Here is a 21,626-nt window from a genome sequence, read left to right on the forward strand (position 1 = left end):
AAGCTCATCTCTACGTGGGAGATGAACTTGGCACGCAACCTGATATCCGACGATGAGTGGACCTTCTTCGAGGGCTTCATTCGTGCCGTCCGGCACCCTAACGGGCGGAAACCTGCGGACCATCGTCTTGTTCTGAATGGTATATTCTGGATCGCAAGGACTGGTGCGCCATGGCGCGATCTGCCCGAAGAGTTTGGCAAGTGGTCCTCGGTCTACCGTCAGTTCCGCCGCTGGACTTTGGCGGGACTGTGGGAGGATATCCTGGATGCGCTGAACCACGCTGGGATCGCGCCAGACAAGCTCCAGATGGTTGATAGCACTGTGATCCGCGCCCATCATCATGCGGCGGGCGCAAAAGGGGGACTCCGAAAGAGGCTCTTGGCCGTTCGAGAGGCGGCTTCTCGACCAAGATCCATCTCCGCGTCAACGGCGCAGGCCTCCCGATGAGGACCGAGATCACGCCGGGGCAGGATTCCGACTACACCGGCTATGATATGGTGATGGCCGACAACCTGCCGCAACCAGCAGTTCTGGTCGCCGACAGGGGCTATGACTCTGATAAAATTCGGGAAGACATCGAGAGCCGCAACGCCCTGCCCATGATACCGATGCGAAGGAACCGAAGGGTGCGCAAGGCTGTCGACATGACCATCTACACCCTGCGCAACATGGTCGAGCGCTGCTTCAACAAGCTGAAAAATAGCCGCCGCCTTGCAACCCGCTACGACAAAACCGCCGAAAGCTTCCTTGGCTTCGTCGACGTCGCCTGCATCAGGCTCTGGCTCCGCCATTTGTCAACATGACCTAGTTCGAACATCCGGCCGTCGACATGGACGCGCCATTCGGATGTCACCTGCCGGGCATCGGCGCTGTCGCGGATGGTGACGACGGCCGGGGCCTTAGACTGTAGCCGGGCCTGCATCACCGCCTCAGACCCGCGCAGATAGCGGACATGCGCCGCGCAGGCGAAGCGCAACAGGCAGTCCTGCACGACCTGCCCGTCCTCGTCGACGGCCTCGTAGGGCTCATAAAACCGCGCCCGGCTTTTCAGGTCACTGGCCTGCATCTGACTTCCTCTTGCGTCGCTCGCGTTTCCGTCGGTTTTCCATCAGTGCCGCACATCGCGGGGTGCAATATCGCACCAGCCCGTGAACCTCGGGCGGGATCGGCTTACGACACCAGTCACAGCCCCGACCGGCACGGGCTTCCAGCGCCGCCGCCCGCCTAAGCCGGTATTCATCCGCACCGCAACATTTTGGGCTGCAATACTTGCGGATGTTTATCATCTTCGTCACCGGTATGACGCCGCCGCAGAACCGGCAATAATCATTCAGGTCAATGTTCATAGCCGCCGACTCCACCGCCAAAATTGACGACCTTGTCATAAGCATCCGCCTCGTTTGCCTCACGGATCGCTGTGACCATCTTGTGATGCGCGCCTCGACATAGGGCGCTGCAAAACCGGAAATATCCTTCCGGCAAAGGCTTTCGGCACCTGACACAATGCGTCCGCTCGATCAGCGTCCCGGCCTCGATGGTCCATTCCGGCTGACCCTGGTCCCATGTCGGCCGCACGGCTCGCACCACGCGGAAAGCGTCGTCCAGCAGGTCACGGGCACAAAGATCGGCGGTCAGCCAGCCCCAGCCCTGCCGACACAGGTCAGACCGGATGCCAGCGCGAAGGGGGCCTTCCAAGCCGAAGAGGCTGCCGGTGTCGCCAGCCTCGAACGCCATGCGGATGACGCGGGCCAGTTCGCGGACCAACAGGTTATAGCGCCCCTCACCAAGACGCCCGCGTCGAGCATCCCGTGCCCGCCGCTCTTTCCGGTTGATGAGATGGGCGGGCATCTGCAACACGGGCTTATTCCTCTTTGGGTGCGGCCTTCTGTTCGGACTGCATGTTCATGGGACTGAGGAAGACGTCGGCATCAGGATCGGAACGCAGGTTCAGATGCTCGAAGCGGCGCAGGTCATTGGCACTGTAAAGCCCTGTTTCCCGGCCGATCCGATAGCCTTGCAGGCGGGTCAGAAAGTCAGCCCGGACAAGAAGATCGGTGTCGAATTCGACCTCATGGCTGCGGCGCCCGGCATCGCTGAAAAGGTCGCGCATGATGGCCTCTTCCCAGCGCACCAGCCACGGCTGCACGGTCCCGGCCGCGAATTGGCGGCGCAGTTCGACGACGTTCGAATAGTTCGCCCCCGACAGTTCTTGCAGCAGCGGCGGCGGGACGTTGAAGATCCGGGCAACTTCCAGCACCGCCAGCCGACGGGCTTCCGAAAGTTCAGCATCGTGGGCGGTCGAGGATACCGGCACCCAATCGCTGCCCTCTTCCAGAACACCGATCTTGCCCGCGTTCTCTGCACCGCCATACAGCGCATTCAGGCTGTCGCGCAGGGTGCGGGCAGCGTCAGGGCCGATCTGCTCGGGATGCTTCACAAAGCCGCTGAGGCGGGCGCCGTTGCGCCAGATGGATTGCGCGAAGCGTTCGGTCGCCACCGCGCCGCCCAGCGCCTCGCGGCAACGGTCCAGCCGTGACCGGGGCGTGAAGGGATCGTCCCAGCGGTCGCGGATCGTGAAAACCTCGTCGGGCAGCAGGCGCCTGGTGCCGACCTCGTCGCTGACCTGATAGCGGATGCGGCGGGTGCCGGGGATACGCTCGATGGTGATCTGCCCCGGATGGATCGGCCACAGCGCCACGGGACGCCCATTGCCGTCACGCTCGATCTCGGCGTAGGCGGCGCCGTGAATGAGGCAGTTCGCCTGCATCATGGCGACCATTTCCGTCGCAGTCTGCAAATCGTTCGGGCTCTTGAACAGCCGGGCCACGGGGTGCGATGTCTCGGCCTTGCGGACGCCCTCGCCCTCGGTGCGGTAGACGCTGACCGGCAGCGCCGCCACGGCCTCAGAGATGACCGTGATCGCATTGAAGGCAGCGGCATTGCCCTCGATGACGGCGGGCGCGATGTAGCCCCCGGCCAGCGATGGCAAGCCCATGGTCGCCAGCAAGTCCCAGGACGATGCGCGGGTCTCGGGCTTCCGGCCGAAGATGCGGTCGATAATGCTCATAGGCAGGTATCCAGAAAGCGGCGGGCGGCGACCAATTTGCCAGACGCGGCCAGTCGCCGCCTCGCCTGCACTATTGTCCCGTCGTAGGCAGGGAACGCCGAGACAATGCTGATTTCGTGAAGGTTGATGCTACGAAGCTCGCGGCGCGTGTCGTGCCAGCGTTCATCCTTGACCGTGAAGCCGAAGGATGCGCCGCCCACGTCGCCACGTTCCGCCAGTTCGAGGATGTCGCGGCCGATGCTGGTATTCGGCACGTCCAGCTCGAAGTGCAGACCGCGCGTGTCCTCGGCCAGCCGCAGCGTCCCTGAGCGGGTGCGGGCCAGAACAGCACGCTGGTCATGGTCGGCAAGGGCAAGGATGTCCCTGCCCTCTGCCAGCGTGGCCTTGAACGCGCCGGGGATGATGACTTCCGTGAAGTCCCTGATGCGGGTGTCCTGACCGAAGACGGCGGCATAGCCTTCCAGCTTCCGACCAGCAGCCCGAAGTTCAATCGACGCCCGGCGCTCCATCTCAGCTGCCCGCGCCCAGATCGGTTGCGACCGCGAAGCTTTCGCCATGGCGGACGGCGACATCGACGTCCTGCATCGCCCGGACCTGCACCCGGCCCCGCGCATAGGCGCTATCGCCATACGGGTTGACCAGAAGATCCAGCCCCGACCAGCGGCCGATCAGCAGTTGCGACCATGCGCCGAAGATGACGGTCCCGTCGGTCATCGCGGTGGACGTGCCGACGCCATAACCGGCCAGACTGCCCGGCTCGGTCATCAGGAAGCCATGCTCAGCAGATGCAGCAACCTTGTTCGTGCCGCGCAGGGTGGCGACAGCGGCCGGGTTCATCGCCCAATTCAGGGAACCGATGTCTGCATCCTCGTTCTGGATGTCGGCAATCATCGCCAGCACTTCCGACCAGCTGGGCGTCGCCAGCGTCGAGGAAGCCACGCCGGTCGCGTTCACCACGCCCACCGGGGTGTTGCCGGCGCCGGTGCCGAAGATCGCCTGGTAGTCGATGGCACGGGCCACGACCGCAGCCAGATCGCGGCGCACCAGCTGCTCGACAGCCGGGACCGCGTTAATCATGGTCCGGCGCGAATAGCTGGTCAGGGCGCCGACGGTCTTGGGCGACAGGTTCACATCGGTGAAATTGGCGTCCGTCTCGGTCAGCGCCGCATCCTCGGCCAGCCATTGCGCTGCCGACGATGCCGTCTGCTTGGGAATGTCGATGGTGCCGACCAGCCCGTCCAGCACGGTCGCGCCCAAGCGGGCGGTCATGATGGCGCTGCGGCGCATGTCGATGAACAGGTCGCCGCGATGCACGTTCGGGACCAGATCGGCGGCGGCGCCAGAGGTCAGCAGGGTGCGCTTTTCGAGGAAAACCTCGTCGGGGACCGCGATGCCGGTGAAGGCGCGGCCCGACCGGCGTTGCAGTTCAGCCGACAGTTCCCGCTCCCGGCCGTCGTCGACACGCTCGCCCATTGCGGCGCGGATGGCGGTGGTCAGGCTGAATTCGCGGGCGCGGTCTTCATAGACCCCATCGCCACGGCCCGAGACGACAGCAGGCGCGCTGCGCTCCATCTCGGCAATATCCTTGGCGCGCTGGATCTTCGCATCAAGGCTGGTAATGTCTTTCTTGAGGTCAGCGTGACGCTTTTCCTCGTCGGCGGTGTAATCATCGCCACGGGTTTCAACAGCGTCAGCCAGACGACGCATTTCCGCGACCGCCTGACTGCGCTGCTCTTGCAGTTCATGAAGCTTCATGTCGTGTCCTTCTAAGGGCATGGCGCGTCTCACGACGGGCCTGTTCGAACGGTTCAATAATACGTCAGTGTAACTGACCTATCAACCGTTTTCACGCCACAAATACACCGCGTTGCGCATAGACTGAACGCTTCGGCGCCGGGGTCCGCGCGGCCAGCCCAATAGCCATTGCTGCCGCCTGCAATCCGTCGATGCGCCCGGTCGCCTTGGCCTTGTCCAGCTTGCGACCGCCTGCCGGATTCATGGTGGCGATGGCATTGGCGACGCACATGGTCAGCACCGGATTATTCGGGTGCCGGAGTTCGCCTTGCAGCACCAGCTTCTCGACAGCATCCAGCGCCGGGGCCATGTCCTGAAAGCCCTGCCCCCATGCTTCCATAGGCAGCTTGACGCCCTCGTCGGCCATGATCCGTTCGACCTCCTTCATGCCCCAGCGGTCGAACGCCACGCCCTGCACGTCATACAGCGCCGCAATCTCGGCCAGACGGCAGACGACGAAACCCTTGTCGATGGCCCGGCCCGGCGTCGCCTCAATGAAGCCCTGCCGCACCCAGGTCTTATAGGGCACATGGTCCATGCGCTCGGCCTCGTCGAGCCCGTCCTTCGGCTTCCAGAACCAAGCCAGCAGATCGCCAGTATCGGGGAAGAACGCCGCCAGCGCCGTCAGGTCGACGGTCGAAGACAGGTCGAGCCCCAGATAACAGCGCCGCCCTTTCAATGCCTCGATGTCGATGTCCGCCGCGCAGGCCCGCCAGTCTGTCGCCGCCAGGAATCGGGCTTCCGACTCCACGCGCATGTTCAGCCGCAGGTTCATGAAGCGCGGCAGAAACGACGGCGCCCGCTTGGCCCGCTCGGCCTGACTGCGGAATTCCTTCTCGTCGAGGAAGATGCCCCATGCAGGATTTACGGCCTGCCAGAGAAATTCGTCGAAGGGGTCCGCATCCTCGGGCGCCGCCGTCATTTGCAGATACACCGTCGGATCTTCGCCCTTCTTCGCGTCGTCGATCAGGATCGACAGCGGGTGCTGATCGGTCGCCGCCTGCGTCGAGATGACGATGCCCAGCGACTCCTTGCGTTTGCCCTGAGCCGTTTGCAGGTTGTCGAAGAGTTCGTCGGTGCGGACCTGCGCATATTCGTCATAGACCCACAGCGACGGGGCCAGACCGTGACCGCGCCGCACATCAGCCGAAAGCGCCTCATAGGTCGAGCCTTTGCCGTCGCCGTCCAGCACCTCGATAATCTTGTGAAACCGCTGGATGTTGCACCGCTCGTCGAATTCGGGAACCGCCTCGATGATCGCGGACATCTCATTGAACAGCAGCGACGCCTGCTTCTTGTCGACCGCCGCCGAATAGATCTCGCCCCGCTGTTCCGCCTCGGGGCCGATCAGGTGGCACAAGCACAGCCCGGCAATGAGCCCGGTCTTGCCGTTCCCACGCGGCTCCGACTTGATGGCGGTCCTGATGACCCGCCTGCCGTCGTCGTCGACATTGCCATAAATCGCCTCGATGAATTCGCGCTGGTTCGGCAGCAGCTTCATCTTCCTCCCGGCCAAGATGCCCTTGGTGATCGGCAGGAATTCCATGAACGCCAGGACGCGGTCGACACGGGACAGCCCGCGCCTGTTCCAAGGCAGGCGACGCTTGGGCGCAGGCTCGACGCCCTTGCGTTTTTTTGCCCCAGGACCACGCAAACCCATGCAACTAATCCTTTTCCGATGGGGGACGCGGGTGTGACGGCCCAGATGCCAGTGATTGAACGCCCCCCGGGTGCCATGGGTGGTCCGGGTCGAGCGGCAGCCCGTCGGCGTCGCAGCCCCGATGCTTGGGCAGCACCCATGCCTTGCCCTGCCGTTCCGCATGGGTCTTTTGATTGTGACAGGGTTGGCAAACCGACATCCAGTTGGACGGGCTCCACACCAGCCCGCCACGCTTCACCGGGACGATATGGTCGACATGCTCGGCCGGTCGCTTGTCACATGCCTGACAGATGGGATCGCGCGACAGCTTCGTCCGCCTGCACTTCTGCCACCGGCTTGTGTCATAGAACCGGGTCACGACTCGTCGATGTCCTCGGCTTCCGCGACCTCGGGGTCTTTCCAGTCCCGCAGCTGATGAATGAGACTGCGCACATGGAACGGGACAACGCGGTCGCCGCCGCTGGTCAGTTCCCTGTTCTGATACCAATGGGTCGCAAGCGCGATGATGGCCACGCAAGCCCGCTCGGGTGCGTCCTCGGTGTAGTCCTGCCCGGTTGCGGTTTGGACATACTCGGATGCCGCATTCAGCAGCGTGGCAAGCGTGAAGTCCTCGTCGTCGAAATCGACACGCGCGAACAGCTTGAGGTCGCCAAGAGAAGGCAAGGGCATCGGGGTCCATCCATGGGCTAGGCGCGCTTCACAGCGGGCAGGATGAATATACCAGACGCCGTTTAGGTCAGCAACATTGTCGTATTACGTCCCGCGATGGCGCTGATGCTGACGACGACCGCCGATGACCTCGCCATGTTTTCGCCGTCATTTCGAGCCGGAAAACGCCGGTAGAGGCTGCGCAAGAAAACAGTAGGTAGGTGGTATATTAAGGATGTCATAGAAGTTATGACGAACAACGGGTCTGAATGGTGCTGTTCGTCCTAGTTTTTATGACGTGCTGTCATAGGAATTATGACGTGCCCTTCGGCTTCGTCCTAAAATTTATGACAGTGTCGTCCTGATTTTTATGACAGGGTTTCGTTTTTCCATTGGTGCCGCTCGGGTTGTTCGCCATGACCTTGCGCACGGCGAAGTCTTTACCGTCTTCCCATTGGCGGTAGAGCTTGCGGCCTTCCGTCTCGCCAACCAGCGCGACCTCGGTCAATTCATAAGACGATGACCGCGCAGCCCCGCCGACGCCCAGCCGCGCCTCCTGCGTGACGACGACAAAGCCCTTCCGTTGCAGGTCGATAAAAGCCTTGTTTGCCGTGTCCTTGGTGACGCCCATGGCCAGTGCCGCCTGCCGGACCGAGAATTGAAGCCTGCCGTTATTGTTGAATTTCGGCCCATGCCATTCCAGCCTGAGCCAAGGATACAGCGCCTGCGCAGCCGACGACAGCGCGCGCCACGCGGGCGTGTCCATCGTCGTGCGGATCATGGGGGCGAAGTGCTCGCCCCGCTTTTCGGCCTTCCTGTCGCGTCCCATTACGACCTCCCCGGCGAAGGCAGCAAGAGCCGCTGGATAGCCTGCCGTTCGTCCTCTTCTTCGCCCCGGTCCACGGCAAGCTGGTCATAGTCGAAACGCCGGTCGATGGCTTTGTCGAGGATTGATGCAATGACGTCGGGCGGCAGCGCCTCTAGTTGGCATGTCCCGCCCTCCCAGCCCCTGGAACGGCTGTCGGTGGCCTTCGGTGGTGCGGTCGGCAGGCTGTATGCCTGCACCTGTTCCCCGGTCAGCGCGACACGCTCGAAGGTCACGTCGACATAACCATGAGGTCTGTCAGCCATGACGAAAGCCTCGACATCCTCGGCCACGCTGTCGAAGATGGAAACGCCGCTCGGGTCGTAGTCGCCAAGATGCAGGATGATGGCGGGCTTCCCAATGTCGCAGATACGCGCCGACAGCCGCTTCTTGGCTGTCAGGCTGTCGAAGCCCCCCGACGAGTAGACCGGCACCGAATAGGGCTCGGCAACGCTGTAGAGCTGCGGCAGCATCCCTGCGGCCTCGCACCAGACTTCTATGTGATAGCTCTGCCCGGTCAGCTTGTTCCGGGTATAGGACTGGCCCAATTCCCGAATGTGCCGCATGAACGCGTCCCGGTCATCGAAATGGTCCAAGCTCCATGTGGTGACGCCGTCGTCGCGGATGGCATGGAACGGAATCCAACGTGCGCGCCGGGCATTTGCAAGGTGATGACACAGCCGCCCATAGGCCGCTTCCGTCTTGTCATAGCCGTGCGCGCCGACCAGCCGATAGAAGATCTGGCGGCAGGTCAGCGGCCAATACTGCCGATATTCGTTCAGGACCGCTTCGACCTGATCCAGCAGCTTCCGGGTGCTGGCCTGCGGCCGATAGTCGTCGATGTAGCCGCGCGGTCGCGTTTTACGGCTTGCCGCAATTTCATCCGAGAAGGAATTACGGCTTGCCGCAGAAATGGAAACCACGCTCATAACGAGCCCTCCACCAGCCCGGCCAAGCCAGCGTCGGTGAGCGCCTGCCGCACCTGATTTGCGTGGCCCGGCGACAGGCAGAAGATGACTTCCGTCGGGGCGCCGGGGCGATGAACCGTGACGACCGTGCGCCCGTCGATCCGCTCGATATGGAACCAGCCGCCTTTGCGCGCGGCCAGGTGATCGGCCAGCGTCAGCGTTTTACAGCTGGGTCCGGTGTTCTGGCTTTGCCCCTGCTTTTCGCGCAAGTCCTTGGAAAACAGTTTCGCTTCCGCCTCAAGCGGATGACCTGTTTCCGATGAAATCCTGCACCTTCCCTTTCTTCTGGAAATCCGTGGCGCAGCGTCCTATCTCGGGCCGATGCAAGGGAATGCCGCCATGAAAGACCTGACCACTTCCGAGGCCGATGCGCTGATTGCCGAGATGGGCCGCAAGGCGCGCGAGGCCGCGGCCGTGCTGGCCGAGACCACGGCCGAGCGCAAACATGCCGCGCTGATCGGTGCCGCCGAGGCGATCCGCAAGGCCGAGGATGCGATCCTCGACGCCAATGTCCTCGACATGCACCATGCCGAGGAAAAGGGCCTGAGCCCGGCCATGCTCGACCGGCTGAAGCTGGACCCGGCGCGCATCCGCGCCATGGCCGAGGGGCTGCGCTCGGTCGCGGCCCAGGCGGATCCGGTGGGCAAGGTGCTGGCGGAATGGGACCGGCCGAACGGGCTCAACATCCGGCGCGTGGCCACGCCCTTGGGCGTCATCGGCGTGATCTACGAAAGCCGGCCCAATGTCACCGCCGATGCCGCGGCGCTGGCGCTGAAGGCCGGCAATGCGGTGATCCTGCGCGGCGGCTCGGAAAGCCTGGAAAGCTCGACCGCCATCCATGAGGCGCTGGTGGCGGGGCTGAAGCAGGCCGGGCTGCCCGAGGCGGCGATCCAGATGGTGCCGACCCGCGACCGCGAGGCGGTGGCCGCCATGCTGCGGGCGCAGGAGTTCATCGACGTGATCGTGCCGCGCGGCGGCAAGGGCCTGGTCGGGCTGGTGCAGAGGGAGGCCCGCGTGCCGGTCTTTGCCCATCTGGAAGGCATCTGCCACGTCTATGCCGACCGCGACGCCGATCTGAAGAAGGCGCGCCGCGTGGTGCTGAACGCCAAGACCCGGCGCACCGGCATCTGCGGTGCCGCCGAATGCCTGCTGATCGACTGGCAGTTCTACACGAAGCACGGCGCAGTGCTGGTGCAGGACCTGCTGGATGCGGGCGTCGAGGTGCGGGCCGAGGGCGAATTGGCCAGGATCCCCGGCACGGTGCCGGCCGAGCCCTCGGATTTCGGGCAGGAGTTCCTGGACAGGATCATCGCCGTCAGGCTGGTCGATGGCGTCGAGGAGGCGATCGCGCATATCCGCCGCTACGGCTCGGGCCATACCGAATCGATCCTGACCGAGAATGACGCCACCGCCGAACGCTTCTTCAAGGGCCTCGACAGCGCCATCCTGATGCGCAACGCCTCGACCCAGTTTGCCGATGGCGGCGAGTTCGGCATGGGCGGCGAGATCGGCATCGCCACCGGCAAGATGCACGCCCGCGGCCCGGTCGGCGCCGAGCAACTGACCAGCTTCAAGTATCTGGTCACCGGAGACGGGACCATCCGGCCCTGATGCGGCCCGAAAGGCTGCACCAGGACAGGCGCCATCGCATCACGCTCTATCGCGGCGCGGGCGAGGGCCGGCGGGCCGTCGTCACCTTCGAACACGGCCGCGACCAGGCGATGCGTGGCTTCACCCCACCGTCTTGCCCGCGCTTTGCCCGGCGGCTGGGCATCGACGCGCTGGTGGTGCAGACCGCGCGGCGCGATTGGTTCCTGTCGCCGCAAAGCGCCGCGCTGGCCGAGGCGCTGTCCCTTGCCACCGAAGCCTATACCGAGGTCACCGCCACCGGCTTTTCGATGGGCGGCTATGCGGCGCTGCTTTATTCCGCCGCCTGCCGGGCGCGGCGGGTGATGGCGGTCTCGCCGCAATATTCGATCGACCCGGCGGTCGCGCCCTTCGATCCCGGACGGCACGAAAAATTCGCCCGCATCGGCCGGCCCATGCCGCGGCCGGAAGCGCAGGGCGACACCGGCATCGGCGGGCTGCTGCTCTATGATCCCTCCATCGCCGCCGACCGTGCCCATGCGACGCTGGTCCGGGCGGGTTTTCCCGGGCTGACCGTCGTGGCGCTGCCGCATGGCGGCCATCCGGCGACCGGGGTGATTGCCGGCGGCACCGGCCAGGTCGCCGAGATGCTGGTTCGGGACCGCGTCGACCCGCAGGCCATCCGCGAGCTGCATCGCGCGGCGCGGCGCGGCAGCCCCGCCTATCGGCTGCGCCTGGCCGAGGCTGCCCTGCCCCGCCACCCGCGGCGCGCCGTGCAAGAGTTGCGCGCGCTGGCCGCCGAGGCCCCGCCCGGGCCGGCCATCGAGGCGGCGCTTTTGCTCTTGGAACAGGGCGATGGACGCGCCGAGGCCCTGCTTGCCGCGCGGCTGGCCGAAGAGCCTGATCTGCCGCCCCGCCTGCTGCGCCGGCTCACGCGCGCGCTCGACACCGCCTAGAACGCGATCTCGCCGCCGCTCTCGTCCAGCTCCCAGCTCAGCCGCCGCCCGGCGGCGCGGGCGAAGCCGGCCAGCAGCAGGAAATGCACCTCGGAAGAGGCCGGCTCGGGCCGGGCCCGGGTCGCGTCCGGGTCGAGCCAGGACCACAGCGCCGGGTCGGGCTTGGTGCGGCTGGATTCCGCCACCAGCCGCCAGCCCGAGGCGCCGCGGCAGACCAGGACCCGCCCGCCCCAGGGCAAGGCGGTTTCCAAGCACATCAGCGCCAAGAGGATCATCCGCGCCTCGGCCCGCGGCAGGTCGCCCTCGGCCTCGAGCCGCAGCTTGACGCGGCCGCCCTTCTCGACATCGGCCAGCAGCGCCGAGAGCTCGGGAAGGCTCAGCCGCTGGTCGGCCGAGGCATGGCCGAAGGCGACGCGGAACCAGCGGATCCGCGCCCGCGCCGCCTCGACGCTTTCGGCGATCAGCTGCATCTCGGGGCTGCGGGCGATGCCGGGAAACTCGCCCGACAGGTCCAGCAGCTCCAACCCGTTGCCGATGGCGCCAAGCGGCGAGACGAGATCGTGGCACAGTCGCGAGCTGACCAGCGCCGCCAGCCGCTCTGGCTCGGTTCCGAAGGGCAGCCGGGGGTCGCGATGGATTGTCAGATCGTCCATGAGGAATTAGCCTGCAAAGCGCCGAAGGAAAGGGCGTGAGATGAATGAGATCCTGGAGCCGGGCATGATCGTGCGCCACCCGGGCGCGCCGGAATGGGGCACCGGCCAGGTCCAGTCGCGCATCGGGGATCGCATCACCGTCAATTTCACCCATGCCGGAAAGCAGGTGGTCGACGGCAGACATGTCAGTCTTGAACTGGTCACAGGCGATCCTTTCTGACGCATCGGGCAGAGTAATTCAACTTTTGGGCGAGTCAATCGGTCTTGGCGCCCTTGGTGCGGACGCGGTTGCAATGTCGTCCGGCCGCGCCTAGACACGGGGCCGGATCCCCAACAGGCAGGCCATGCCCGGACGATGACGCCCGAAACCTCCTTCTTCGAAACCCGTCTCGCCACGGATGAGACCGACCTTCTGGCGGCGCAGCGCCTGCGCTATCGCGTCTTCGTCGAGGAACTGGGCGGCGACGGCGCCCTGGTCGATCACGCCGACCGGCTGGAGCGCGACGAATTCGACCCGGTGGTCGATCACCTGGTGCTGGTGGACAACCGCCGCTCGCGCCAGGCGCTGGATCATGTCGTGGGCGTCTACCGGCTGCTGCCGGGCGACCGGGCCGAGCGTTTCGGCCGCTTCTATTGCGACAGCGAATATGACCTGACGGCGCTGCGCGCCGCCGGCCGCTCGCTGCTGGAACTGGGCCGGTCCTGCGTCGACCCGGCGTTTCGCGGCGGCTCGGGCATGTTCCTGATGTGGAGCGCGCTGGCGGAATACGTGCTGAGCCGCCAGATCGAGATCCTGTTCGGCGTCGCCTCGTTCCACGGCACCGACGCGCAGGCCCTGGCGCAGCCGCTGAGCTGGCTGCACCATTACCACCTGGCCCCCGCCACGCTGCGGCCCCGCGCCCGGCCCGAGGGTTTCCAGGCGATGGACCTGATCCCGGAGGCCGAGCTCGATCGCCGCGCGGCCATGACCGGCATGCCGGCGCTGATCAAGGCCTATCTGCGGCTGGGCGGGCTGGTCGGCGAAGGCGCCTATCTCGACCGCCCCTTCAACACCACCGACGTCTTCCTGATGGTCGACACCCGGGCCATGTCGCAAAAGCACCGCAAGTTCTACGAGACCCGGCAGGGCCAATGAGCGAGTCGTCCCCGGGCACCTGGCACGGCGAGGCCACGCCGCCCGCCATCCCCCGCCCCTCGGCCCTGGGCTGGCTGCTGGTGGCGACGCGGGGCGTGGGCATCGTCTCGGTGCTGCTGATCGGCGTGATCCTGATCCTGCCGATGCGCTGGATCGAGCGGCTTTTCGCCGGGCCGCGCCGTCCGGTCACCGGGCCGCATGTCCAGCTGGTCTGCCGGCTCTGCCTGTGGATCCTGGGCCTGCGCTGGCGCTGCGAGGGCACGCCGCTGCGCGGCCCGGGCGCCGTGGTCGCGAATCATTCGAGCTGGCTCGACATCTTCGTGCTGAACGCGGCGATGCCGGTGTTCTTCGTGTCGAAATCCGAAGTGGCCGGCTGGCCCGGCATCAATATCCTGACCCGCGTGACCGACACGCATTTCGTCACCCGTGATCCGCGCCTCGCGCGCCGGCAGGCCGAGGAATTCGCCGCCCGCACCCGCGCCGGCCACCGGCTGCTGTTCTTTCCCGAGGGCACCAGCAGCGACGGGCGCCGCGTGCTGCCCTTCAAGCCGACCCTGTTCCAGGGCTTCCTCGACCCCGCCCTGCCCCAGGGCCTCGCGATCCAGCCGATGAGCGCGCATTACCACGCCCCCCCGGGCCGCGACCCGCGCTTCTATGGCTGGTGGGGCAGCATGGCGCTGGGTCCGCATCTGCTGGCGGTCCTGGCCGAGCCGCGCCAGGGCTCGGTCACGGTGCGGCTGCTGCCGCCGGTCCCGGTGGCGAAAGAAACCCGCAAGACGCTGTCCGCCAAGGCGGAAGCGGCGGTGCGGCAAGGTTTCGGCCAGGATTGACGCGCCGCGCCGGTGGCGCCGTTGTCGGGGTATTTGCAAAACAAAGAAGGCCACAAGGAAGCACGCATCCCGGGGAAGCCAGAGGATCGCCTTCTTTGTTTCTCAAATACCCCAGCAGCCGCGACGCCCCGACCGCGTTGCCGCCTAGAGCGGCCAGAACAGCGGGATGGTCAGGCAGGCGACGATGCCGCAGATGATGTCCAGGGGCACGCCGACCTTGACGAAATCGCTGAACCGGTAGCCGCCGGGGCCATAGACCATCAGATGCGTCTGGTAGCCGATGGGCGTCGCGAAGGCGACGGTGGCCGAGAACATCACCGCCACGACATAGGCGCGCGGATCGTGGCCCAGCGACTTGGCCAGCGCGATGGCCACCGGCGTCAGCAGCACCGCGACGGCATTGTTCGACAGGATCTCGGTCATCACCAGGCCCAGGAAATAGACCGCGATCAGCGTGGCGAAGGGCGGCAGGCCGCGCAGCCAGGGCGCGACGAAATCCACCACCAGGGTCACCGTGCCGGTATGTTCCAGCGCCTCGCCCACCGCCAGCATGGCGAAGATCATCGCCATCAGCCGGGCATCGACGAATTCGAAGGCCTCCTCGGCATCGACGCAGCGCGTGATCAGGATGATCGCCGCCGCGACGAAGGACAGCGCCATGATCGGCGCCACGTCCAGCGCCGCCAGCGACACCACCGCCAAAAGGCAGAGCACCGCGATCGGCGCCTTGGAGCGGCGGTAGGGCCGCGCCGAGGGCCGCGAGACATCGACCAGCTCCATGTCGGCGGCAAGGCGGCCGATGTCCTCGGGCGCGCCTTCGAGCAGCAGCGTGTCGCCGACCTGCACCACCAGGTCGTCGAGCTGGCGGCCGATGTTCTGGCTGCGGCGATGCGCGGCCAGGACATAGACGCCATAGCGGCGGCGCAGGCGCATGTCGCCCAGCCGCCGGCCCACCAGCCGCGCGCCGGGCGAGATCAGCACCTCGACCGTCTCGGTCGCAACCGAGCTCAGCTTGTCGACCATCTGGAAGTTCTTGTTGGCCTGCATCTCGAGCAGTTCCGCCATTTCCGAGCGCAGCACCACGCGGTCGCCCGGCTCCAGCACCACCTCGGCCAGGTTGCGGCGCAGCGACAGGTCGCCGCGCAGCACGTCGATCACCCGCACGGCGTCGCGCTTGAACAGCGGCACCTCGTTCACGTTCATGCCGACCAGGCTGGAATCGGCGGGCACGGCGACCTCGGTGAAATATTTCATGCCGCGCCGAGTGCCGAGGAAACCGGCCAGCGAGGTGCGCTCGGGCAAGAGCCTCCAGCCGATCAGCGCGAAATAGGCGATGCCGGCCAGGGTGATGGCGATGCCGACCGGCGCGATCTCGAAGATGGAGAACGGCACCATGCCCGCCTCGCGCGCCACCCCGTCGACCAGCAGGTTGGTCGAGGTGCCGATCAGCGTCATCATGCCGCCCAGGATGGTGAAATAGCTGAGCGGCATCAGGAATTTCGACGGCGAGGTGCCCAGCCGCAGCGCCAGTTGGATGAAGATCGGGATCATCACCGCCACCACCGGCGTGTTGTTCATGATCGCCGAGGCCAGGATGACGAAGCCGAACAGCCCGGCCAGCGTCAACCGGGGATGGTCGCCCGCATGGGCCGTGACAAGCTGCGACATCATTTCCAGCGCGCCGGTGCGCAAGAGGCCGCCCATGATCAGGAACATGAAGGCGATGGTCCAGGGCGCCGCGTTCGACAGCACCGAGGCCGCGTCCTTGACCGGCAGCAGGCCCAGCAGCATCAGCACCGCCGCGGTGCCGATCGCCACCACCTCGGGCGGGTTCCGCTCGCGGACGAATTCGATGAACATCACGACGATGATGGCCAGCATGGCGATGGCCGCATTCGTCCCGGTCAGTTCGAAACCCAGCATGAAGATCCTGTCCAGAGGCGCTGTTAATCACGGCCCTTTCGGTGGGGTATTAGAATTATTTTCTCCACCGCCGCAAGCGAAACAGCATGGCTTTCCCGCTCAGGCACCGGCGGGCGCGGGATCCAGCCGGCCGCCCATGCGCAACGCCTGCACAGCGCTGGCCTTGCCGGTGTGGTCGTCGGTGGTCACCAGCACGCCGCAGAGCGTCGCCTCGCCCTCGGCCGGGGTGAAGCGCTCGCTGGACATGCCGGTCAGGAAGCGGCGCAGCGGCTCGGTCTTTTCCATGCCGATGACGCTGTCATAGTCGCCGCACATGCCGGCGTCGGACTGATAGGCGGTGCCGCGGTTCAGGATCATCGTGTCCGCGGTCGGCACATGGGTATGGGTGCCGATGACCAGGCTGGCGCGGCCGTCGCAGAAATGCCCGACGGCCATCTTCTCGCTGGTGGCCTCGGCATGGATGTCGACCACCGTCGCCTGCACCAGCCCGCCCAGCGGATGCGTCTTCAGCACCGTGTCGAGCGCCGAGAACGGGTCGTCGAAGGGTCGCTTCATGAAGACCTGGCCCAGCGCCTGCGCCACCAGCACCTTGCGGCCGCGCGTCGCCTCGAACACCCGCGCGCCGCGGCCGGGCGCCACCTTGGAATAGTTCAGCGGCCGGATGATGCGCGGCTCGGTCTCGATGAAGGACAGCATTTCCTTCTGGTCGAAGGCATGGTCGCCCAGTGTCACGCAATCGGCACCCGAATCGAGTATGAGCTTGGCGTGCCCCCCCGTCAGGCCCATGCCGCCGCTGGCGTTCTCGCCGTTCACGATGGTGAAATCGACCCCCAGCCGCTGCTTCAGCGGTTCGAGCCCTTCCGAAATGGCGCGCCGACCGGCGCGCCCCACAACATCACCGAGGTAGAGGATTCGCATGAGACAGCGTTAGGCCAAAGCCCCGGGACGCTCAACCCCGGTTCGCCGCTTCAGCCCAGCCACAGCCCCAGCGCTACGCCCGAAAGCGCCAGCACAGCCCCCAGGACCACGCCAAGGGCCATCCCCCTGCCCCGGCGGACCGGCACCGCGACGATCTGCGGCTCGCGCAGCAGTTCGGGCATGCGGCGTTCCAGGAATTCCGGCAGCAGCGGCGCGAAGCGGCCCAGCACCTGGACGGCGCGGCCCAGGTCGCGCGCCGCGGCCTTGGGACCGAGGTTGTCGCGGATATAGCTTTCGACCACCGGCCGCGCGACCTGCCAGATGTTGATCTGCGGGTCGAGGCTGCGCGCCACGCCCTCGACCACCACCATGGTGCGCTGCAGCAGGATCAGCTCGGTCCGCGTCGCCATGCCGAATCGTTCCGTGACCTCGAAGAGATAGGCCAGAAGATTCGCCATGGAGATCTGGCTGGCGTCGGCGCCGAAGATCGGCTCGCCCACCGCACGCAGCGCGCGGGAAAATTCCTTGATGTCTCGGTCGCGCGGGACATAACCCGCCTCGAAATGCACCCGCGCCACGCGCTCGTAATCGCGGCGGATGAAGCCCATCAGGATCTCGGCATAGACGCGGCGGGTGTATTCGTCGATCTCGCCCATGATGCCGAAATCATAGATGATGACATCGCCATTCGCCGCGACCTTCAGGTTGCCCTGGTGCATGTCGGCGTGGAAATAGCCGTCGCGCAGCGCGTGCTGCAGGAACAGTTGCAGCACCCGGGCGGCGATGGTCGGCAGGTCGTGGCCGGCGGCGCGCAGCCCCTCGACGTCGCCCATCGGCAGGCCCTCGGCCCAGTCGCTGGTCAGCACGCGCCGCGCCGAGAGATGCCAATGCGGCTTCGGCACCTGCATGCCGGCGTCGCCCGCGGTATTCTCGGCGAATTCCGAGGCCGAGGCGGCCTCGAGCCGCAGGTCCAGTTCGCCCATGACCACGGATTCGAAATGCGCCACCACGTCGCGCGGGCGCAGGCGGCGGGTCGCGGGCGACAGCCGCTCGATCATGCCGGCGGCGAAGTGGAAGGCGTCGATGTCGCGGCGGAAGGCGCCCTCGATGCCCGGGCGCAGCACCTTGACCGCGACCTCGCGCCCGGTGTCGGCGCGGCGGCCGCGATGGACCTGCGCGATCGAGGCCGCCGCAACCGGCTCGGCGAATTCGCTGAACAGCGCCTCGATCGGACGGCCGAGGTCGGCCTCGACCATGCGCCGGGCCTGGTCCTGCGGAAAGGGCGGCAGCCGGTCCTGCAGCATAGCGAGCTGGTCGGCAAGCTCGGGCCCGACCACGTCCGGGCGGGTGGAAAGGATCTGGCCGAACTTGATATAGGCCGGCCCCAGCGCAGTGATGGCGCGGGTCACGGGCGGCAGGGACGGATCGCCCTTGTAGCCCAGCCAGGCGAAGGGCCAGCCCAGGATGCGCGCGGCGACGCGGAGGCGGGCCGGAGCCTCGGCCGCGTCCAGCGCCACCTTCATCGCGCCGGTGCGCTCGAACGTGGCGCCGGTGCGGACCAGCCGCCAGATGTTGTGCGGGCCGCGCATCGTTACAGCTTCCAGCCGGAATGCAGCGCGGCGATGCCCATGGACAGGTTGCGCCATTGCACCCGGCCGAAGCCGGCGGCGCGGATCATCTCGGCAAAGGTCTCCTGATCGGGGAATTTGCGGATCGATTCGACCAGGTATTGATAGCTGTCGCGGTCGTTCGCGACGACCTGGCCCATCACCGGGATGACGTTGAAGGAATAGCGGTCATAGGCCCATTGCAGCATCGGCACCGGGATCTGGCTGAACTCCAGCACCATCAGCCGGCCGCCGGGCTTGAGCACGCGGCGCGCCTCGGCCAGCGCATCGGGGATGCGGGTGACGTTGCGGATGCCGAAGCTGATCGTGTAGCGGTCGAAGCTGTCGTCGGCGAAGGGCAGCGCCATCGCGTCGCCGGTGACCCAGGCCAGGCGGTCCGCCAGCTTGCCGGCCTTGGCGCGCTTCCTGCCCTCGACCAGCATCGACTCGGTCATGTCGCAGACCGTGACGCGGGCGTCCCGGGCGCGTTCCAGGAAGCGGAAGGCGATGTCGCCGGTGCCGCCGGCCACGTCCAGCAGGTGCTGGCCGTCGCGCGGCGCCAGCCAGTCCATCATCGCGGTTTTCCAGACGCGGTGGATCCCCATGCTCATCAGGTCGTTCATCACGTCATAGCGCGAGGCCACGCGCGAGAAGACGCCATGGACCAGCCCGGCCTTGTCCTTTTCGGCCACGGTGCGAAAGCCGAAATGGGTCTGCTTGCTGGGGTCGTCGGTCATCGCGCTTGTCCATCCGTCGTTTCGCGCCCAGATAGTCCGAAAGCGCGCGGCGCACCATGCGACGAATGGAAAAGAAATGCCAGAACTGCCCGAGGTCGAAACCGTCCGCCGTGGCCTTGCCCCGCATCTCGAGGGCCATGTCATCGCCCGGGCCGAGGCGCGCCGCCCCGACCTGCGCTGGCCGCTGCCGCCGGACCTGGTGCAGGTGCTGACGGGCGCGCGGGTGACGGGGCTGCGGCGGCGGTCGAAGTATATCCTTGCCGACCTTCAGGATCGCGGCAGCCTGCTGCTGCATCTGGGCATGTCGGGCAGGATGCTGATCGAGGGCGAGTCGCAGGGCGATTTCCACCGCGACCCGGCGATCCTGCCGCGCCACGACCATGTGGTGTTCTGGACCGACCAGGGCACCCGCATCACCTTCAACGACGCGCGCCGATTCGGCATGGTGGACCTGGTCGCGCCCGGCGCCGCGCATCCGCTGCTGGCGCAGCTGGGCCCCGAGCCGCTGTCGCCGGAATTCACCCCCGCGGTCCTGGCGGCGGCCTTCGCCGGGCGGCGCACCCCGGTCAAGGCGGCGCTGCTGGACCAGCGCATCGTCGCGGGCCTGGGCAATATCTATGTCTCCGAGGCGCTGTTTCGCGCCGGCATCGACCCGCGCCGGCTGGCGGGGCAGGTCACGGCCGCGGACCTCGCGGCGCTGGTCGGCCATATCCGCGCCGTGCTCGAGGAAGCCATCGCCGCCGGCGGCTCGTCCTTGCGCGACCACCGGCAGGCGACGGGCGAGTTGGGCTATTTCCAGCATTCCTTCCGCGTCTATGGCCGCGAGGGCGCGCCCTGCCCCAATGGCTGCGGCGGCACCGTCGAACGCATCGTGCAATCCGGCCGGTCGAGCTATTTCTGCCCGCATTGCCAGCGCTGAGCCCGGCCCGCCTGCCTCCGGCGGGGGTATTTTCCGAGCAAAGAAGCGCGCTGGCCTTGCGGTCGCGCTTTTGTTACGAGTCGCGGCCAATTTGGTTCGAAAGGCGATGAGATGATGGCTTACCAGACCCTGACCGTCGAGATCGACGACTATGTGGCCCTGATCCGGCTGAACCGGCCCGAGGCGCTGAACGCGCTGAACTCGCAGCTGATGGGCGAGCTGGCCGATGCCGTGACCGAGGCCGACCGCAACGAAAAGGTGCGCTGCATCGTGCTGACCGGCAGCGAGAAGGCCTTCGCCGCCGGCGCCGACATCAAGGAGATGTCCGGCAAGAGCTTCGTCGACGTCTATACCGGCAATATCTTCGGCGACGAGATCGACCGCATCACCGCGGCCCGCAAGCCGATCATCGCCGCGGTGTCGGGCTATGCGCTGGGGGGCGGCTGCGAGCTGGCCATGGCCTGCGACTTCATCATCTGCGCCGACAATGCGAAATTCGGCCAGCCCGAGATCAACCTGGGCGTTATCGCCGGCATCGGCGGCACCCAGCGCCTGACCCGCTTTGTCGGCAAGTCGAAGTCGATGGACATGCACCTGACCGGCCGCTTCATGGATGCGGCCGAGGCGGAACGCTCGGGCCTGGTCAGCCGCGTGGTGCCGGCCGCGAAGCTGTTGGCCGAGGTGATGGCGGTGGCCAAGAAGATCGCCGAGAAGTCGCAGATCGCCACCGTCGCCGCCAAGGAGGCCGTGAACCGCAGCTATGAGACCACGCTGCGCGAGGGCGTGCTGTTCGAGCGCCGCAGCTTCCAGGCGCTGTTTTCGACCGAGGACCAGAAGGAGGGCATGGCCGCCTTCCTGGAAAAGCGCGAGCCGCAGTTCCGCGACCGCTGATTTGGCTTGGCTTTCGGCCCGGGGCGCTGTATAGGCCCGGGCTTACATGCGCGTGGGCCCGCTTAAGGCAAGAATCATGACCGTCCTTTTCGGGGACGGTGCCGTGGGGCTTTTGCGTGACAGAGATTACGAGAGAAAGACAGAACCCATGGCCAACACGCCCCAATCCAAGAAACGCGCCCGCCAGATCGAGCGGGTCACCGCCGTCAACAAGGCGCGCCGCTCGCGCATCCGCACCTATCTGCGCAAGGTCGAAGAGGCGCTGGCCTCGGGCGATGCCGCCGCGGCCGCCGAAGCCCTGAAAAGCGCCCAGCCGGAACTGATGCGCGGTGTCACCAAGGGCGTCGTCCACAAGAACACCGCCTCGCGCAAGATCTCGCGCCTGGCGGCCCGGGTAAAGGCGCTGGCCACGGCCTGATCGGCCACCGGACCACCCGGCGGATGCGGCATTTGCGCAACTGTCGGGTG

General features: G+C 66.3%; 24 protein-coding genes. 9 read left to right on the forward strand and 15 right to left on the reverse strand.

Going from position 1 to position 21,626, the window contains the following annotated elements:
- The first annotated feature begins 21 nt into the window (after nt 1-21).
- A protein-coding gene (locus tag PARN5_RS23175; protein WP_085999836.1) for an IS5 family transposase occupies nt 22-803 on the forward strand; the annotation gives its coding sequence in 2 pieces (ribosomal slippage) (nt 22-364 and nt 364-803; 783 coding nt in all).
- Here the strand turns inward: PARN5_RS23175 and PARN5_RS21475 are convergent.
- The 10 genes from PARN5_RS21475 to PARN5_RS21495 all read right to left on the reverse strand — a co-directional run bounded on the left by PARN5_RS21475 (nt 722) and on the right by PARN5_RS21495 (nt 9,211).
- On the reverse strand, nt 722-1,066 hold the full coding sequence (locus tag PARN5_RS21475) for a head-tail adaptor protein (protein WP_017998282.1): 345 nt from the start codon (nt 1,064-1,066) through the stop codon (nt 722-724). The two genes, PARN5_RS23175 and PARN5_RS21475, sit on opposite strands and share 82 nt — an antisense overlap.
- A gap of 269 nt (nt 1,067-1,335) precedes the next feature.
- The gene (locus tag PARN5_RS0102835; protein ID WP_036744678.1) at nt 1,336-1,848 is read right to left on the reverse strand and encodes a hypothetical protein; all 513 of its coding nucleotides are present in this window, start codon (nt 1,846-1,848) and stop codon (nt 1,336-1,338) included.
- 13 nt (nt 1,849-1,861) lie between these two features.
- A complete protein-coding gene (locus PARN5_RS0102840; protein WP_017998284.1) occupies nt 1,862-3,067 on the reverse strand; it encodes a phage portal protein in 1,206 nt (401 codons plus the stop codon).
- The gene (locus tag PARN5_RS0102845; RefSeq protein ID WP_017998285.1) at nt 3,064-3,576 is read right to left on the reverse strand and encodes an HK97 family phage prohead protease; all 513 of its coding nucleotides are present in this window, start codon (nt 3,574-3,576) and stop codon (nt 3,064-3,066) included. Before PARN5_RS0102845 ends, PARN5_RS0102840 begins: the two co-directional genes overlap by 4 nt.
- 1 nt (nt 3,577) lies before the next feature.
- On the reverse strand, nt 3,578-4,822 hold the full coding sequence (locus PARN5_RS0102850) for a phage major capsid protein (RefSeq protein WP_017998286.1): 1,245 nt from the start codon (nt 4,820-4,822) through the stop codon (nt 3,578-3,580).
- 91 nt (nt 4,823-4,913) lie between these two features.
- A complete protein-coding gene (locus PARN5_RS0102855) occupies nt 4,914-6,521 on the reverse strand; it encodes a terminase TerL endonuclease subunit (protein WP_017998287.1) in 1,608 nt (535 codons plus the stop codon).
- A gap of 354 nt (nt 6,522-6,875) precedes the next feature.
- A complete protein-coding gene (locus tag PARN5_RS22785; protein ID WP_017998288.1) occupies nt 6,876-7,190 on the reverse strand; it encodes a head-tail connector protein in 315 nt (104 codons plus the stop codon).
- Between the two features lie 292 nt (nt 7,191-7,482).
- Nucleotides 7,483-7,998 carry a hypothetical protein gene (locus PARN5_RS0102865; RefSeq protein WP_017998289.1) on the reverse strand — a complete coding sequence of 172 codons (516 nt, stop codon included), beginning with the start codon at nt 7,996-7,998 and terminating at the stop codon, nt 7,483-7,485.
- Entirely contained in the window at nt 7,998-8,963 is a 966-nt protein-coding gene (locus PARN5_RS0102870) for a hypothetical protein (protein ID WP_017998290.1), read from the reverse strand. The genes PARN5_RS0102865 and PARN5_RS0102870 overlap by 1 nt, the downstream gene beginning before the upstream one ends.
- Nucleotides 8,960-9,211, reverse strand: coding sequence for a hypothetical protein (locus PARN5_RS21495; RefSeq protein ID WP_017998291.1), 252 nt, complete (start codon nt 9,209-9,211; stop codon nt 8,960-8,962). The genes PARN5_RS0102870 and PARN5_RS21495 overlap by 4 nt, the downstream gene beginning before the upstream one ends.
- Before the next feature lie 130 nt (nt 9,212-9,341).
- Here PARN5_RS21495 and PARN5_RS0102880 point away from each other — a divergent pair, with 130 nt between their 5' ends.
- Both PARN5_RS0102880 and PARN5_RS22790 read left to right on the forward strand, forming a co-directional pair.
- A complete protein-coding gene (locus PARN5_RS0102880) occupies nt 9,342-10,613 on the forward strand; it encodes a glutamate-5-semialdehyde dehydrogenase (protein WP_017998292.1) in 1,272 nt (423 codons plus the stop codon).
- The gene (locus tag PARN5_RS22790) at nt 10,613-11,545 is read left to right on the forward strand and encodes a hypothetical protein (protein WP_017998293.1); all 933 of its coding nucleotides are present in this window, start codon (nt 10,613-10,615) and stop codon (nt 11,543-11,545) included. Before PARN5_RS0102880 ends, PARN5_RS22790 begins: the two co-directional genes overlap by 1 nt.
- On the opposite strand, the gene PARN5_RS0102890 is transcribed toward PARN5_RS22790, so the two are convergent.
- Nucleotides 11,542-12,198: a histidine phosphotransferase family protein gene (locus PARN5_RS0102890; RefSeq protein WP_017998294.1), complete on the reverse strand. Its 657-nt coding sequence runs from the start codon at nt 12,196-12,198 to the stop codon at nt 11,542-11,544. The two genes, PARN5_RS22790 and PARN5_RS0102890, sit on opposite strands and share 4 nt — an antisense overlap.
- Nucleotides 12,199-12,238: 40 nt before the next feature.
- On the opposite strand from PARN5_RS0102890, the gene PARN5_RS0102895 reads away from it, so the two are divergent.
- The 3 genes from PARN5_RS0102895 (at nt 12,239) to PARN5_RS0102905 (ending at nt 14,163) form a co-directional block, all read left to right on the forward strand.
- Nucleotides 12,239-12,418, forward strand: coding sequence for a DUF3553 domain-containing protein (locus tag PARN5_RS0102895; protein ID WP_017998295.1), 180 nt, complete (start codon nt 12,239-12,241; stop codon nt 12,416-12,418).
- A 135-nt stretch (nt 12,419-12,553) separates the two neighbouring features.
- Entirely contained in the window at nt 12,554-13,333 is a 780-nt protein-coding gene (locus PARN5_RS0102900; protein WP_017998296.1) for a GNAT family N-acyltransferase, read from the forward strand.
- The gene (locus PARN5_RS0102905; RefSeq protein ID WP_017998297.1) at nt 13,330-14,163 is read left to right on the forward strand and encodes a lysophospholipid acyltransferase family protein; all 834 of its coding nucleotides are present in this window, start codon (nt 13,330-13,332) and stop codon (nt 14,161-14,163) included. Before PARN5_RS0102900 ends, PARN5_RS0102905 begins: the two co-directional genes overlap by 4 nt.
- Before the next feature lie 144 nt (nt 14,164-14,307).
- On the opposite strand, the gene PARN5_RS0102910 is transcribed toward PARN5_RS0102905, so the two are convergent.
- From PARN5_RS0102910 to ubiE, 4 genes are all read right to left on the reverse strand, one after another.
- A complete protein-coding gene (locus PARN5_RS0102910; protein ID WP_017998298.1) occupies nt 14,308-16,086 on the reverse strand; it encodes an SLC13 family permease in 1,779 nt (592 codons plus the stop codon).
- Nucleotides 16,087-16,185: 99 nt separating this feature from the next.
- The gene (locus tag PARN5_RS0102915) at nt 16,186-17,004 is read right to left on the reverse strand and encodes a TIGR00282 family metallophosphoesterase (RefSeq protein ID WP_036744548.1); all 819 of its coding nucleotides are present in this window, start codon (nt 17,002-17,004) and stop codon (nt 16,186-16,188) included.
- Between the two features lie 50 nt (nt 17,005-17,054).
- Entirely contained in the window at nt 17,055-18,593 is a 1,539-nt protein-coding gene (gene ubiB, locus PARN5_RS0102920; RefSeq protein ID WP_017998300.1) for a 2-polyprenylphenol 6-hydroxylase, read from the reverse strand.
- Nucleotides 18,594-18,595: 2 nt separating this feature from the next.
- Complete coding sequence (ubiE, locus tag PARN5_RS0102925; protein WP_017998301.1) at nt 18,596-19,348, reverse strand: bifunctional demethylmenaquinone methyltransferase/2-methoxy-6-polyprenyl-1,4-benzoquinol methylase UbiE; 753 nt, start codon at nt 19,346-19,348, stop codon at nt 18,596-18,598.
- Between the two features lie 76 nt (nt 19,349-19,424).
- Here ubiE and mutM point away from each other — a divergent pair, with 76 nt between their 5' ends.
- The 3 genes from mutM (at nt 19,425) to rpsT (ending at nt 21,576) form a co-directional block, all read left to right on the forward strand.
- Nucleotides 19,425-20,267 (forward strand): bifunctional DNA-formamidopyrimidine glycosylase/DNA-(apurinic or apyrimidinic site) lyase, encoded by an 843-nt coding sequence (gene mutM / locus PARN5_RS0102930; protein WP_017998302.1) that lies wholly within the window; start codon nt 19,425-19,427, stop codon nt 20,265-20,267.
- A 114-nt stretch (nt 20,268-20,381) separates the two neighbouring features.
- Nucleotides 20,382-21,158 (forward strand): enoyl-CoA hydratase, encoded by a 777-nt coding sequence (locus PARN5_RS0102935; RefSeq protein WP_026155133.1) that lies wholly within the window; start codon nt 20,382-20,384, stop codon nt 21,156-21,158.
- A gap of 148 nt (nt 21,159-21,306) precedes the next feature.
- Nucleotides 21,307-21,576 carry a 30S ribosomal protein S20 gene (gene rpsT, locus PARN5_RS0102940; RefSeq protein WP_017998304.1) on the forward strand — a complete coding sequence of 90 codons (270 nt, stop codon included), beginning with the start codon at nt 21,307-21,309 and terminating at the stop codon, nt 21,574-21,576.
- Nucleotides 21,577-21,626 lie beyond the last annotated feature (50 nt).

Origin of the sequence: Paracoccus sp. N5, assembly GCF_000371965.1 — a bacterium.
Taxonomy (GTDB): domain Bacteria; phylum Pseudomonadota; class Alphaproteobacteria; order Rhodobacterales; family Rhodobacteraceae; genus Paracoccus.